This window comes from Methylobacterium sp. SD274 (genome assembly GCF_017355285.1).
In the GTDB taxonomy this organism is placed as follows: domain Bacteria; phylum Pseudomonadota; class Alphaproteobacteria; order Rhizobiales; family Beijerinckiaceae; genus Methylobacterium.
Genome location: NZ_JADIJP010000033.1, coordinates 1 through 13,480 on the forward strand (window position 1 = coordinate 1; position 13,480 = coordinate 13,480).

Consider the following 13,480-nt stretch of genomic DNA (forward strand, 5'->3'; position numbering starts at 1 on the left):
CGGCCGGCGCTTCCGCCACCTGCGGCTCGGGCTCCGGAGCCGGGGCGGCGGCCTTAGGGTTGCGCAGCAGGACCGGGCGCGGCGGCAGCGGCGTGAAGACCGGAGCGGCCCTGGCAGGGGAGGGGGCCTGCATCGGAGTGGCTTGCGCGACGGAGGCGTCCATCACGGGAGCTTCCGCGACGGGGGGCTGAATCACGGGAGCTTGCATCACGGGAGCCTGCGCCACCGGGGCGGCGGGCATGCGGGCCGGGCGGATCGCCGCGCGGGCGGCCATGGCCGAGACGACAACCGAACGCTGGGGGGCCGGCCCGGTCTGCTCGATGACGAGAGCCAGGGTGGCCGCCTCGGCGACTTCGGCGACGCGGTCCTCGTGGCTCGGCTCGTCCCTGACGGGCGCGGACTGGCCATTATGTTGGCCGTTATCCTGGCCGTTGGCAGGCAGGGGCGCGCCGCCGCGGTCGAACCGCATCAGCCGGTCGAGGACGTAGACGGGGCTGGGCGGCAGCGGGCGCAGGAGCGAGATGTCCACGGGCGGCGAGACCATGAAGGGTGAGGTCTCGTCCTCCTGCGCGCTGACCGGGGCGAGATCCGGCACCGGAGACATCTCCGGCACGGGAGAAACTTCCGGCACGGCCGGAGCCACAGCCTCGGCGGAATCGGCCTGGATCGCCGACCATGTCTCCACAGCGGTCGAATCCTCACCGTCGAACCAGGCGCGCATGGCGGCCCAATCCGGAACTTCGGTCCAATCGCGGTCGACGGGCAGCGCGGCCGGCTCGGCGGCGACGATCGGCTCGCTCACCGATGCGGGGATCGGAAGGGGCTCATCGACGATGGCGGCGAGGACGGCCTGCGGGCGACGATCGGGCGAGCGGAAGAAGCGCACGCCGGGCGGCGGGGTATAGGGCTGGCGCCACAGGGGCTGCGGCGGCTCGGGGGGGATCGCGGCGAGAAGCGCGGCCTCGGCCGCCTCCTGGGCGGCACGTTCCGCTTCCGCGGCGGCGAGGGCGGCGCGTTCGGCGGCCTGCCGTGCCTCGTCCTCGGCCTGCCGCGCGGCGCGGACCTGCTCCTCCTGCGCCAGGCGCTCGGCATCGAGCGCCCGCTGGCGACGCTCCTGCAGCACCGGATCCGGGGTGCGGGTGTAGCGCACCGCCGGGGCGTCCGGCTCGGGCGCGGAATGGGCCGGCGCGTCGTAGCCCTCCGGGGTGATGGAGGCGGGACGACGCGGCGAGCGGATCAGCACGCGCGGGCTCGATGCGCCGTGGTCGATCCGGCTCTCGCCGGTCGAGTCCATGGCCGCGATGCCCGAGGAACGGGCGAGATCGGTTGTGGCGCGGTCGTCGAAGACGTGGTCCGGCCAGGCCTGCGCCTCGGCCCACTTGCGCTGCTCCAACCAAGGCTGGGCGTGGGGAGCGGGGGCGTCGTGCACCATGTCCCGGGGGGCCGTGAGCCAGGATTGCGCCGGGCGCGGCGAGACCAGGCTCGGGCGCTGGGGCGGTCCGGCGAGGCGCCGGGTCAGGCTTGCGCGCAGGCTGATCAGCCTGTGCGCGAGGGCGCCCAAGGTCAGGCCGGGGCGGTCACCACCGCGTCCGGGCCGAGAGGGATCACGATGAGAATAGGGAGGCCGTCCCGATGCGCGCATGATGCTCTGAATTGACTCGTAGGGTACCGGTCCGCGTCCTCGACAGGAGCGGTTCTTCCCCAAGCTAGGGCCAACGTCGTTAACAGACGCTTGCCCGTATCCCGCGAAGTGTCGGATTGCCGAGGGAACGCGACGCCGCCTCCCCCTGGAGCCCCGGCGCGTAACCGGTTAGGTTAGGGAACCCAATGAAGCGCTTCGGATCACACGGGTTTCCTTCGGCGATCCTGCCGGTCCGTCCCCGCGCCATGCAGATAGTGCGTCACACTCGCTAGAGGCCCCCTGCCCCTTGGCCGAAACGACACGAAGAACCGCCTTCAAGTCCCTCTATCGTCACGGTTTCGCCCGTGTGGCGGCCTGTGCCGGGCGTAGCCATCCGGCCGACCCGGAGAGCAATGCCGATGGAATTCTGTCGCTCGCCGAGGAATGCCATCGACAGGGAGCGGTCCTCGCCGTGTTCCCGGAACTCTGCGTCTCGGCCTATTCTATCGAGGACCTGCTGCTTCAGGCCACCCTGCTCGACGCAGTGGAGACGGCACTCATTCGCATCACCGCCGCCTCGGCCGAGCTGACCCCCATCCTCGTCGTCGGCGCGCCCCTGCGCTGGCGCCACCGGATCTACAATTGCGCGGTCGCCATCCACCGGGGCCGGGTGCTCGGCGTCGTGCCCAAGAGCTACCTCCCGAATTACCGGGAATTCTACGAGAAGCGCCATTTCGCCTCCGGCGCCGGCCTCCTCGGCGAATCGATCACCCTCGGGGGCAGTGTCGTCCCCTTCGGTCCGGACCTGCTCTTTTCGGCCGAGGACCTGCCCGGCTTCACCCTCGGCATCGAGGTCTGCGAGGACCTCTGGGTGCCCGCCTCCCCCGGCACGGATGCGGCCCTGGCCGGCGCCACCGTGCTCGCCAACCTGTCGGGTAGCCCGATCACCGTGGGGCGCGCGGAATCACGGGCCATGCTCACGCGGTCGGCCTCGATGCGCTGCTCCTGCGCCTATGTCTACGCGGCGGCGGGCCTCGGCGAATCCACCACCGACCTGTCCTGGGACGGCCAGACCAGCATCGACGAGGTCGGCATCCGCCTCGCCGAGGGCGAGCGTTTCGCCGCCGGTCCGGTGGCGACGCTGGCCGATATCGACCTCGACCTCCTGGCCCAGGAGCGGCTCCAGACCGGAAGCTTCGACGACAATGCGCGCGGGCGCGGGCTGTCCTACCGCACGATCCGCCTCCGGCTCGATCCGCCCTCGGGCGATCTCGGCCTGAGGCGCCGGGTGGAGCGCTTCCCCTTCGTGCCGGCCGATATCGGCCGCCTCGCCCAGGATTGCTACGAGGCCTACAACATCCAGGTGGCGGGCCTCGCCCAGCGGCTCGCCGCCACCGGCACGAAGAAAGCAGTCATCGGTATTTCGGGCGGCCTCGATTCGACTCATGCCCTCATCGTCGTGGCCAAGGCCTTCGACAGGCTCGGCCTCCCACGGACGGACATCCTCGCCTACACCCTGCCGGGCTTCGCCACGTCGAACGCCACCAAGGCCAATGCCCACGCGCTGATGGCAGCCCTCGGCACCACGGCGGGGGAGATCGATATCCGGCCAGCGGCGCGGCAGATGCTCGCCGATATGGGCCACCCGTTCGGGCAGGGGGAGCCGGTCTACGACGTTACCTTCGAGAACGTGCAGGCGGGGCTGCGGACCGATTACCTGTTCCGGCTGGCCAACCAGAACGGCGGCATCGTCATCGGCACGGGCGACCTGTCGGAACTGGCGCTCGGCTGGTGCACCTACGGCGTCGGCGACCAGATGAGCCATTACGGCGTCAATTCCGGCGTGCCCAAGACCCTGATCCAGCACCTGATCCGTTGGGTCATCGCCAGCGGCCAGATCGGCGAGGGCGCCAACGCCACCCTGCAGGCGATCCTCGCCACCGAGATCTCGCCCGAACTCGTACCCACGGAGGAGGGCGGCTCGCCCCAGAGCACGGAGGCCAAGATCGGCCCTTACGCGCTGCAGGATTTCAACCTGTTCTATACCCTGCGCTACGGTTTCAAACCGTCGAGGATCGCCTTCCTCTCCCTCCATGCCTGGGGGGATGCGGAGCGCGGCGCATGGCCACCGGACTTTCCCGAGGGCAAGCGTCGGGCCTATGGGCTGCCGGAGATCCGCGCCTGGCTCGGCGTGTTCCTGCAGCGCTTCTTCGGCTTCAGCCAGTTCAAGCGCTCGGCCATGCCCAACGGCCCGAAAGTCGCGGCCGGGGGCTCGCTCTCGCCGCGCGGCGACTGGCGCGCACCCTCCGACGGCAATGCCCGGATCTGGCTCGACGAGCTCGCCCGCAACGTCCCCGAAAACTGATCGACATAGTCCGGTCCGATTATGGCACTATCGGCTGAGTCGGGGTGGCCAGTCGGAGACCGACCGATGCAAAGCTACAACGTGTTCTGCCTGAAGTCCGTCAGCGGCCTGTGCTGCGCGGTACCGGAGTGCCGTGCCGTTCCGAGCTTTCTGAGCGCACGGAACTGGGCGTTCAGCGGACGGCTGAGCGACGAAGCCGAGGCGCCGGCCGATTTCGACGAGCGGGCCGCGACCACGGCGGTGCGCTTCAACGGCTTCTACCTGTTCGAGACCATGGACCGGCGCTTCAACTGAGCGGGCGCGCCCTCACCGCGGCGATCATTCCTTAAGGGGCCCCATGCGAGGGTCCCGCCGGTCGCACCAAGCGGAGCCGGAGACCGGCCGTCATGTCGGACAATCGCAAGGAAGCGCGGCAGAGGACGTTCCTCAAGGGCCGCATCATCTTCAACAACGGCGCGTCGAGCATGGATTGCCTCGTCCGCGATATGTCCGCGACCGGTGCGCGCCTCGCGCTGACGGAGACCGCGACCCTTCCGGAGATGTTCGACCTCTTCATCCCCCAGAAAGAGCGGACCTATAAGGCGAATCTGCGCTGGCGCCGCGCCGACGGCATCGGCGTCGCCTTCGCGGACGAGACCACAGCCGCCGCTCCGGTTCCGCCGTCCCAGGCCGATCCGGCCGCGATGCTGGCCCTGATCCGTCGCATCGCCGAACTCGAAGCCGAGAACGCCGCCTTGCGCCGGCTGATCGCCGCGACGCCGGCGCCTGCCAGCGTCGCCTGATCGTTCACGCCGCGTCGAGGGCCGCCCGGATCTGCGCCGCGTGGATGCCGAGAAGATCGCTGTCGGCCATCCCCCCCGTATGCCGGCCCAGCGCCACGCCGTCGAAGCGCGGCACGATGTGGATGTGGAGGTGGAACACCGTCTGTCCGCCGGCGGGCTCGTTGTACTGGAAGACAGTCAGGCCGTCGGCCGCGAAGGCCGTCTTCACCGCGCGGGCGACGCGCTGCACAGTTCTGACGGTGGCGGCAAGGGAATCCGGGTCGGCATCGAGCAGTCCGCGCGCCGGGGCCTTGGGGATGACCAGGGTATGGCCCGGCCCCTGGGGCATCACATCCATGAAGGCGAGGGTGTGCTCGTCCTCGTAGACCTTGTGGGCGGGAATCTCGCCCCGCAGGATCTTCGCGAAGACGTTGTCGGGATCATACTGCGCAGCTTCGACGTTTGAGGGCATGGGCCGGTCTCCATCGCGGATGTGCGTCTGCGGTTTTCCGGCCGGACCTTGCACAGACTGGCCCCCGGCGTCCACGGCGAGGGGATCGTCCCTTCGATGAGAGTTTCGCCGGCATGGCGCATGAGAGCAACGGCGCGATCTACACCGCCGCAGGGGCCAACCTCGCCATCGCGGCGGCCAAGTTCGTGGGCGCCTTCTTCACCGGTTCCTCGGCCATGCTGGCGGAGGGCGTGCATTCGCTGGTGGACACCGCCAACCAGATCCTCCTCCTCGTCGGCCTGTCGCGGGCCAAGAAGCCGGCCGATGCGCGCTTTCCCTTCGGCTATGGGCGCGAGGTCTATTTCTACGCCTTCATCGTCGCCCTGTTCATCTTCCTCGGCGGCGGCGCCTTCGCGGTCTACGAGGGCATCCACAAGATCCACTACCCGGAGGCCTCCGCCGACGCGGTGATCTTCGGCCGCACCATTCCGGGCTTCTGGGTCAACCTCTCGATCCTCGGCTTCGCGGTGCTGGCCGAGGGCTATTCCTGCGCCGTCGCCCTCAAGGCGTTCTGGGCCGAGAAGGGCGACCGCGAGGCGATCACCGCGATCCGCCGGAGCAAGGATCCGGCCCTGTTCACCGTGCTGATCGAAGATGTCGCCGCTCTTCTCGGTCTGACGGTCGCGCTGGCAGGCGTGATCCTCGCCGAATGGCTGCAGATGCCCGCCCTCGACGGCTGGTCGTCCATCGGCATCGGCGCGATCCTGATCGGGATGGCGCTGTTCCTGATGATCGAGACGCACGGCCTCCTCGTCGGCGAGGCGGCCGCCCCCGAGACCGTGGCGGCGATCGAGGAAACGGTGCGGACGGAGCCCGGCGTCCGCCACGTCAACGCGGTACTGACCCAGCATCTCGGCCCCTCCGACATCCTGGTGAATGTCAGCCTCGACATGGAGGACGACCTCAAGGCCGGCGAGGTCGAGGCGATGGTCGGCCGCCTCGATGCCCGGCTGAAGGCACGCAACCCGGCGGTGAAGCGCGTCTTCATCGAGATCCAGGCGAAGGAACCCGCCGCCTGAGGGTCAGGCGGCCAGGGCCTTCGCGATATCGCCTTCGAGATCCGCGGGCTTGGCGGTTGGCGGGTAGCGGCCGATGACCTTGCCGTCGCGGCCGACGAGGAACTTGGTGAAGTTCCATTTGATGCCCTTGGTGCCGAGGAGACCGGGCTTCTCCTGCTTCAGATGGGCGAAGACCGGGTCGGTGCCGGCCCCGTTCACCTCCACCTTGGCCAGGACAGGGAAACTGACATCGTAGGTCAGGCTGCAGAACTGAGCGATCTCCCCGGCATCGCCCGGCTCCTGGGCGCCGAATTGGTTGCAGGGGAAGCCGAGCACCACGAGCCCCTCCTCGCGGTGCTTGCGCCAGAGCGCCTCCAGCCCCTCGTATTGCGGGGTGAAGCCGCATTTCGAGGCGGTGTTGACCACGAGCACGACCTGCCCCCGGTGCTGGTCGAGGGGATAGGGCGTGCCGTCGGCGGCCTTGGGGGCGAAATCGAACAGGCTGGTCATGCGGCAGTGCGCTTCTCGACGAGGCGGGCGAGGTAGGAGCTGCCCAGGGGGATGATGCTGTCGTCGAAATCGAAGGCCGCGTTATGCAGGCCGGGCCCCGGCGTCCCGCCGATCCATGCATAGGCCCCCGGCACCACCATCAGCATGTCGGCGAAATCCTCGCTGCCCATACGCGGCACTGCGTCGTCGTCGACGCTCGCGGCCCCGAAGATCTCGCGGGCGATTTCGGCCGCCGCGGCGGCATGGGCGGCGCTGTTCTCCAGAACCGAGAACGTGTCGCGGATCTCCACCCCGATCTCGACGCCGTGGGCGAGGGCGATGCCCTGCGCGACCTCGCGGATGCGGCGCGAGACGAGCGCGCGCACGCCGGCATCGAAGGTCCGCACCGTGCCGGCGAGATGGGCGCCCTCGGGAATGACGTTATAGGCCGCCCCCGCATGGATCTGGGTCACCGAGAGCACGGCGCTCTTCAGCGGGTCGGCATTGCGTGAGACGATGGATTGCAGCGCCTGGACCAGGGCAGAGGCCGCCACGATGGAATCGAGACCGCGATGCGGTTCCGCCGCGTGGGCGCCGCGGCCGGTGATGCGGATATCGAAGAAGTCCGCCGCCGCCATCATCGGGCCGGGCTTGATCTTGAGCTTGCCGTACGGGCCGCTGGGGGTGTTGTGGAGCCCGTAGATCTCGTCACAGGGGAAGCGCTCGAACAGCCCGTCGGCCAGCATGGCGCGGGCGCCGCCGAGCCCTTCCTCCGCCGGCTGGAACACGAACAGGGCGGTGCCGTCGAAATCGCGCGTCTCGGCGAGGTAGCGAGCCGCGCCGAGCAGCATGGTGGTGTGACCGTCATGGCCGCAGGCGTGCATCTTGCCCGGAATCGTGGAGCGGTGAGGGAGGTTGGTCTCCTCCTCGATCGGCAGCGCATCCATCTCCGCCCGCAACCCGATACGGCGCCCCTTGGCCGAGCGCCCCTGCAGCACGCCAACCACGCCGGTACCGCCGAGCCCGCGATGGACCTCGATGCCGTAGCTCTGCAGCTGCTCGGCCACGAGGTTCGAGGTCCGCACCTCCTCGAAGCCGATCTCGGGATGGGCGTGGATGTCCCGGCGGATCGCCGTGAGGTCGTCGGCGAAGGATCGGATACGGTCGATCGGGCTCATCGGGTCTCCTCGTGATCGGACGGCTCGGGAGCGGGATTCGTGCCGTCCCGGCGGAAGGGGGTCATCTCGCCGAGAACCGAGGCCGCCTCGACGACATGCTCGCGCTCGCGGCGGAGATAGTCGGCGATGGCCCGGCGCAGGGCGGGATCGGCGATGTCGTGCGCCGAATGCATCAGCACCGGGGCGTAGCCACGGGCAAGCTTGTGCTCTCCCTGCGCACCGGCCTCGACGCGCTTGAGGCCGCGCCGGATCGCGAAATCGATGGCCTGATAGTAGCAGACCTCGAAATGCAGGAACGGGTGGTCCTCGTTGCAGCCCCAGTTCCGGCCATAGAGCGCGACGTCGCCGATGAGGTTGATCGCACCGGCGATGTAGCGTCCCTCGCGCTTGGCCATCACCAGCAGGACGCGCTCCGGCATGCGCTCGCCGAGCAGGCCGAAGAACGTGCGGTTGAGATAGGGCCGGCCCCATTTGCGCGCGCCGGTATCCGAGTAGAACTCGTAGAACGCATCCCAATGGGCCGGGGTCAGGTCGGCCCCGGTGACGTGCTCGATGGTGATGCCCTGGCTCAGGGCGTCGCGCCGCTCGCGCCGGATCGCCTTGCGCTTGCGCGAGGCCAGGGCACCGAGGAAATCCTCGAACCCTGCATAGCCCTCGTTGGACCAGTGGAACTGCTGGTCGACCCGCTGGAGCATCCCGACCTCCCCGGCCTGCTCCCACTCGCGCTCGCGCATGAAGGTGACGTGGATCGAGGAGGCCTTGGTCTCCGCCCGGAGGGCACGCAATCCGGCGATGAGGGCGGAGGCGGCCTCGTCCACGTCCTGACCCGGGGCGATCAGGAAGCGCGGGCCGGTGACGGGTGTGAACGGTACGCTGACCTGGAGCTTGGGATAATAGGCGCCGCCGGCCCGCTCATAGGCGTCGGCCCAGCCATGGTCGAACACGTACTCGCCCTGGCTGTGGGATTTCAGGTAGCAGGGCGCAAGGCCGACGAGTTGCCCCTCGCGCTCCACGGCCACATGGAGCGGCAGCCAGCCGGTCTTGCGCGAGACGCAGCCGGAATCCTCGAGCGCCGAGAGGAAGGCATGGGAGACGAAGGGATTGTGGGTCTCGTCGCCCGCCGACAGGGTCTCGGGCGACGTGGCGCAGGCATCCCATTGCGCAGCGGGAATCTGGGCGAGGCCCGTGATGGCGCGAACCTGCAGCATCGGCGCAGGGTCCAGCGCATCCTCTGATGCCGGTCCGGTCTTTTCCATCACCGCAATCTAACCCTGCCGGGCGAGGGGACAAGCGCGAGTGACGAGCACGGCCGTCGCAGGCCAGCGGTTTCGGCGGGCCGACGACGATCCATCGCCGTCCCGGGCGATTACGGCCTGAACCCCTCGAACACCATCTGGTCGGCATGCTCGTGCGCACGCTGGCGCTGGTCGGGGTTGCGCACAGTCCAGGTCATCACCGGCATCCGGCCGAGATGGCGGCTGAGGAAGGTGGCAGCGCAGGGCAGGTCATCCACCCGCCAGGACAGGAAGTCGGGGCGGCTCGCCTCGAGATGGAGCAGGTTGGCGAGCGAATGCCGCAGGCCCTCCGTCATCAGCGCATAGGCCGGATCGTCCTGGCTGGTCTCGCCCACGATCCCGCGCGGGATCCGCGGCGCGAGGCCGGCGAAAGCCTCGATCAGGGCCGGGTCGAAGGACTTCACCGCCACCGGCCCGTCATACTCCGCCACGATGGCGGCCACGCGCTCGACCAAGCGAAGGTCGCCGGTAAAGCGCGACTTGACCTCGACCACGAGGGGCACCCGGCCGGCGATGGCCGCGAGGGTGTCGGGCAGGGTGGGGATCGTCTCGGAGGAGCCGGCAACCGCCAGGGACCGGAGGGCGTCCGTCCGCGTCTCGGCCACGAGGGCGACGGCGCCGGTGAGGCGCCCCAACGCCTCGTCGTGGAACACTATCGCCTCGCCATCGGCGCTGATCTGCACGTCGCATTCGATCGCGTAGCCTCCGGCGATGGCGGCCCGCGCCGCCGCCAGGGTGTTCTCGGGGATGCCCGCCGCGCGGTCATGCAAACCCCGATGGGCGATCGGCCTGGCCGTCAGCCAGGCAGGGGCGTTCGACCCCACCGTCATTTCACCTCGAACATCGCCTCGACCTCGACGGCGGCGTCGAGGGGGAGTTCGGCGACGCCCACGGTCGCGCGGGTGTGCCGGCCGCGATCACCGAGGATCTCCACCATCAGGTCGGAGGCTCCGTTCATGATCCCGGCAAGGCCCGCGAAGGTCGGAACGGCGTTGATGAAGCCGCCGAGCCTGAGGCACTGAACGACGCCGTGGTCGAGATCGCCGATGGCGGCTTGCAGCTGAGCCAGCACGTTCAGGCCGCAAAGCCGGGCCGCTGCGATGCCCTGTTCGGGCGAGACCTCGCCGCCGAGCTTGCCCTTGTGGGCATCGGCGAGCTTTCCGTCCGCGCCGAAGCAGATCTGGCCGGAAATGATGACGAGGTTGCCGGTGCGGATGAACGGCACGTAGTTCGCAACGGGGGAGGCCGCCTTGGGCAGGACCAGACCGAGGGTTTCCAGGCGTTCCTTGACCGTGCTCATCCGTCGTCTTTCCTCAAAGCTGGCCGGGATATCGCCGTGAAAGGCGATGGGCGCTCCCGAATGCATGCGGCGGGACTGAGCATGATCGCGCCATCTCGCGCAACCCGCTGGCGTCCGGCCGAGTGGTCGACCAAACGGGCAGCCAAGTGCCAAGCTCGCAAGTGCCAAGCTCGAGCACCGGGCCAAGCGCCCCGGACATGGACCGGACCCGATCGAACGCGTCGTTCCCGGCGCCCGCCTGTACAGCCTAACCACAAGGCGTGTCGGTCCTATGAACACCCCACATCATTGACATAACGGGGCAATTCTCTAGTAATCGCAGCCGTGCCGCCCGGATTCGAGGCGGCACTTTCATTTGGTGCGGTGGCGCTCCTCGCGTGCCCGCTTTGACGAACGGGAAGTCGGGATCGTGACATCCGCTCTTCTGCCGACCTATGCCCGGGCTCCGATCGCTTTCGAGCGTGGAGAGGGTGCTTGGCTCGTAGCGCATGACGGCAAGCGATATCTCGATTTCGGCGCCGGCATCGCGGTCAACGCCCTCGGCCATGCCCATCCGCATCTCGTGGAGGCCCTGACCACGCAGGCGCAGAAGCTGTGGCACACCTCGAACCTGTTCGAGATTCCCGGGGGCGAACGCCTCGGCCGGCGGCTGGTGGACGCGACCTTCGCCGACGTGGCCTTCTTCGCCAATTCCGGTGCCGAGGCCAACGAGGCCGCCATCAAGATGGCGCGCAAGTACCATGCGGCCGGCGGCCATCCCGAGCGGTTCCGCATCGTCACCTTCGAGGGCGCGTTCCACGGACGGACGCTGGCGACCATCGCGGCCGGCGGCCAGCAGAAATACATCGACGGGTTCGGCCCGAAGGTGGACGGGTTCGACCAGGTGCCCTTCGGCGACCGCGAGGCCCTGCTCGCCGCCATCGGCCCCGAGACCGCAGCCCTGATGATCGAGCCGATCCAGGGGGAGGGCGGCATCCGCACGGTGCCGCCGGAGATGCTGCGCGACCTGCGGGCGCTCTGCGACGAGCACGGCCTCCTCCTCATCATGGACGAGGTTCAGACCGGCGTCGGCCGCACCGGCCGGCTGTTCGCCCATGAATGGTCGGGGGTGACCCCCGACATCATGAGCGCGGCCAAGGGCATCGGCGGCGGCTTCCCGCTCGGCGTCTGCCTCGCCACGTCGGAGGCCGCGCGCGGCATGACGGCGGGCAGCCACGGCACCACCTTCGGCGGCAACCCCCTCGCCATGGCCGTGGGCAACGCCGTGCTCGACGTGGTCCTGGCGGAGGGCTTCCTCGACCATGTCCAGCGCATGGGCCTGCTGCTGAAGCAGCAGCTCGCCTCGGTCATGGACCGCCATCCCGGGGTTATCACCGAGATTCGCGGAACCGCGCTGATCCTCGGCCTCAAGCTCGACGTGCCCAACACCGCCTTCACGGCGGCCGCGCGCGACGAACACCTGCTGGTGATCCCCGCCGGCGACAATGTGGTCCGGCTCTTGCCGCCGCTCATCATCTCCGAGGCGGATGTGGCCGAGGCGGTGAAGCGAATCGACGCCACGGCGGGTCGTCTCCAGGTCCAGATGCGCGGCGCCGCCGAGTAACCGACAGGCCGTCCATCCCGCACGAGATGTCCCGACGCACGATACGAAGAACGGACCTATGAATTCCCACACCAACGGGGCCGCAACCGGGCCCCGCCACTTCCTCGACCTCAAGGATTTCTCCGGCGAGGCCCTGCGCTCCGTCCTGGATTCCGCGGCTGCGATGAAGGCACGCCGCCGCAAGGGAGAGGTCGCGGCCGATCGTCCGCTGACGGGCAAGATGCTGGCGATGGTGTTCGACCGGCCCTCGACCCGCACCCGGGTCTCGTTCGACGTCGCCATGCGTGAACTCGGCGGTGAAACACTGATGCTGACGGGCAGCGAGATGCAGCTCGGCCGGGGCGAGACCGTGGGCGATACCGCCCGTGTGCTGTCGCGCTACATCGACGCGATCATGATCCGCATTCTCGACCACGACCTGATGCTGGAATTGGCCGAATATGCCGACGTCCCGGTGATCAATGCCCTCACCAAGGTCTCGCATCCCTGCCAGATCATGGCCGACGTGCTGACTTTCGAGGAGCATCGCGGGCCGATCCAGGGGCGCACCATCGCCTGGTCGGGCGACGCCAACAACGTGCTGGCCTCCTGGGTCCACGCGGCGGCGCGGTTCGACTTCACCCTCAACATCGCCGCCCCCCTCGAACTCTCGACGCCACCCGCCCTGCTCGCCTGGGCGAAGCAGGAGGGCGCGCGCATCAACGTCACCACCGACGCCTTCGAGGCGGTGGACGGTGCCGATGCCGTCGTCACCGATTGCTGGGTCTCGATGGGGGACGACGACGAGCATTACCGCCACAACCTGCTCTCGCCCTACCAGGTGAATGCCAAGCTGATGGCGGCGGCCAAGGACGACGCGATCTTCATGCATTGCCTCCCCGCCCATCGCGGCGAGGAAGTGACGGCCGAGATCATGGACGGCCCCCGCTCGGTGGTGTTCGACGAAGCCGAGAACCGCCTGCATGCGCAGAAGGGTATTTTGGCGTGGTGCCTGGGGGCGTGAGACACTGAGCGGGCGACTTGCCCATATCGTTTGACGACGGTCCCGGTCGAGAATTCCCAATCGCGCCGGTGACGGATGTGGTGTTCGCGCGCGGCTGAAGGCCGTGTGAAACGGCGGGCTCATCCCTATATTCGGTCTTGGACGCACGGTCGGCGGTTGCGTGCCATACTCGACGATGCAGACAGTCGCGATCCGCACAGCGTTGCTCATCCCCAGCGCGACCTCATCCTGAGGTGCCGCGAAGCGGCCTCGAAGGAGGTTTCCAGTGTTCGTCGCCCGAACTGGAGGCCTCCTTCGAGGCCTTCGCTTTGCTACGGCGCCTCAGGATGAGATCGAGAATCGAGCCATTCCGTTCG

The 13,480-nt window shown here is 68.8% G+C and carries 12 protein-coding genes and 1 pseudogene; 6 read left to right on the plus strand and 7 right to left on the minus strand.

Annotation, left to right across the window (positions count from 1 at the left end; genetic code table 11):
- A pseudogene (locus IPV08_RS21055) lies at positions 1 to 1,561 on the minus strand (DNA translocase FtsK); the annotation flags it as partial.
- Positions 1,562 to 1,928: 367 nt separating this feature from the next.
- Here IPV08_RS21055 and IPV08_RS21060 point away from each other — a divergent pair.
- From IPV08_RS21060 to IPV08_RS21070, 3 genes are all read left to right on the plus strand, one after another.
- Complete coding sequence (locus IPV08_RS21060; RefSeq protein WP_207413442.1) at positions 1,929 to 3,986, plus strand: NAD(+) synthase; 2,058 nt, start codon at positions 1,929 to 1,931, stop codon at positions 3,984 to 3,986.
- Between the two features lie 66 nt (positions 3,987 to 4,052).
- Positions 4,053 to 4,280: a hypothetical protein gene (locus IPV08_RS21065; protein WP_207413444.1), complete on the plus strand. Its 228-nt coding sequence runs from the start codon at positions 4,053 to 4,055 to the stop codon at positions 4,278 to 4,280.
- A gap of 92 nt (positions 4,281 to 4,372) precedes the next feature.
- On the plus strand, positions 4,373 to 4,768 hold the full coding sequence (locus IPV08_RS21070; RefSeq protein WP_207413446.1) for a PilZ domain-containing protein: 396 nt from the start codon (positions 4,373 to 4,375) through the stop codon (positions 4,766 to 4,768).
- Positions 4,769 to 4,772: 4 nt separating this feature from the next.
- On the opposite strand, the gene IPV08_RS21075 is transcribed toward IPV08_RS21070, so the two are convergent.
- Positions 4,773 to 5,219, minus strand: a complete 447-nt coding sequence (locus IPV08_RS21075) for an HIT family protein (RefSeq protein ID WP_207413447.1) — start codon at positions 5,217 to 5,219, stop codon at positions 4,773 to 4,775.
- 113 nt (positions 5,220 to 5,332) lie between these two features.
- Here IPV08_RS21075 and IPV08_RS21080 point away from each other — a divergent pair, with 113 nt between their 5' ends.
- Complete coding sequence (locus IPV08_RS21080) at positions 5,333 to 6,277, plus strand: cation diffusion facilitator family transporter (protein WP_207413450.1); 945 nt, start codon at positions 5,333 to 5,335, stop codon at positions 6,275 to 6,277.
- 3 nt (positions 6,278 to 6,280) lie between these two features.
- Here IPV08_RS21080 and IPV08_RS21085 read toward each other — a convergent pair whose 3' ends face one another.
- From IPV08_RS21085 to IPV08_RS21105, 5 genes are all read right to left on the minus strand, one after another.
- On the minus strand, positions 6,281 to 6,766 hold the full coding sequence (locus IPV08_RS21085; protein ID WP_207413452.1) for a glutathione peroxidase: 486 nt from the start codon (positions 6,764 to 6,766) through the stop codon (positions 6,281 to 6,283).
- Entirely contained in the window at positions 6,763 to 7,923 is a 1,161-nt protein-coding gene (locus IPV08_RS21090) for a M20 aminoacylase family protein (protein WP_207413454.1), read from the minus strand. The genes IPV08_RS21085 and IPV08_RS21090 overlap by 4 nt, the downstream gene beginning before the upstream one ends.
- Positions 7,920 to 9,179: a GNAT family N-acetyltransferase gene (locus tag IPV08_RS21095; RefSeq protein ID WP_207413456.1), complete on the minus strand. Its 1,260-nt coding sequence runs from the start codon at positions 9,177 to 9,179 to the stop codon at positions 7,920 to 7,922. The genes IPV08_RS21090 and IPV08_RS21095 overlap by 4 nt, the downstream gene beginning before the upstream one ends.
- A 110-nt stretch (positions 9,180 to 9,289) precedes the next feature.
- The gene (locus IPV08_RS21100; RefSeq protein WP_207413457.1) at positions 9,290 to 10,048 is read right to left on the minus strand and encodes a glycerophosphodiester phosphodiesterase family protein; all 759 of its coding nucleotides are present in this window, start codon (positions 10,046 to 10,048) and stop codon (positions 9,290 to 9,292) included.
- Complete coding sequence (locus IPV08_RS21105) at positions 10,045 to 10,518, minus strand: RidA family protein (RefSeq protein WP_056427607.1); 474 nt, start codon at positions 10,516 to 10,518, stop codon at positions 10,045 to 10,047. Before IPV08_RS21105 ends, IPV08_RS21100 begins: the two co-directional genes overlap by 4 nt.
- Positions 10,519 to 10,927: 409 nt before the next feature.
- Here IPV08_RS21105 and IPV08_RS21110 point away from each other — a divergent pair, with 409 nt between their 5' ends.
- Positions 10,928 to 12,121: an acetylornithine transaminase gene (locus IPV08_RS21110; protein ID WP_207413459.1), complete on the plus strand. Its 1,194-nt coding sequence runs from the start codon at positions 10,928 to 10,930 to the stop codon at positions 12,119 to 12,121.
- Positions 12,122 to 12,179: 58 nt separating this feature from the next.
- Positions 12,180 to 13,124, plus strand: a complete 945-nt coding sequence (gene argF / locus IPV08_RS21115; protein WP_207413461.1) for an ornithine carbamoyltransferase — start codon at positions 12,180 to 12,182, stop codon at positions 13,122 to 13,124.
- Positions 13,125 to 13,480: the final 356 nt, after the last annotated feature.

Coding starts and splice junctions, on each gene's coding strand:
- IPV08_RS21070 (WP_207413446.1), top strand. CDS start 4,373: ATGTCGGACAATCGCAAGGAAGCGCGGCAGAGGACGTTCCTCAAGGGC.
- IPV08_RS21085 (WP_207413452.1), bottom strand. CDS start 6,766: ATGACCAGCCTGTTCGATTTCGCCCCCAAGGCCGCCGACGGCACGCCC.
- IPV08_RS21095 (WP_207413456.1), bottom strand. CDS start 9,179: ATGGAAAAGACCGGACCGGCATCAGAGGATGCGCTGGACCCTGCGCCG.
- IPV08_RS21065 (WP_207413444.1), top strand. CDS start 4,053: ATGCAAAGCTACAACGTGTTCTGCCTGAAGTCCGTCAGCGGCCTGTGC.
- argF (WP_207413461.1), top strand. CDS start 12,180: ATGAATTCCCACACCAACGGGGCCGCAACCGGGCCCCGCCACTTCCTC.
- IPV08_RS21090 (WP_207413454.1), bottom strand. CDS start 7,923: ATGAGCCCGATCGACCGTATCCGATCCTTCGCCGACGACCTCACGGCG.
- IPV08_RS21100 (WP_207413457.1), bottom strand. CDS start 10,048: ATGACGGTGGGGTCGAACGCCCCTGCCTGGCTGACGGCCAGGCCGATC.
- IPV08_RS21080 (WP_207413450.1), top strand. CDS start 5,333: ATGGCGCATGAGAGCAACGGCGCGATCTACACCGCCGCAGGGGCCAAC.
- IPV08_RS21105 (WP_056427607.1), bottom strand. CDS start 10,518: ATGAGCACGGTCAAGGAACGCCTGGAAACCCTCGGTCTGGTCCTGCCC.
- IPV08_RS21075 (WP_207413447.1), bottom strand. CDS start 5,219: ATGCCCTCAAACGTCGAAGCTGCGCAGTATGATCCCGACAACGTCTTC.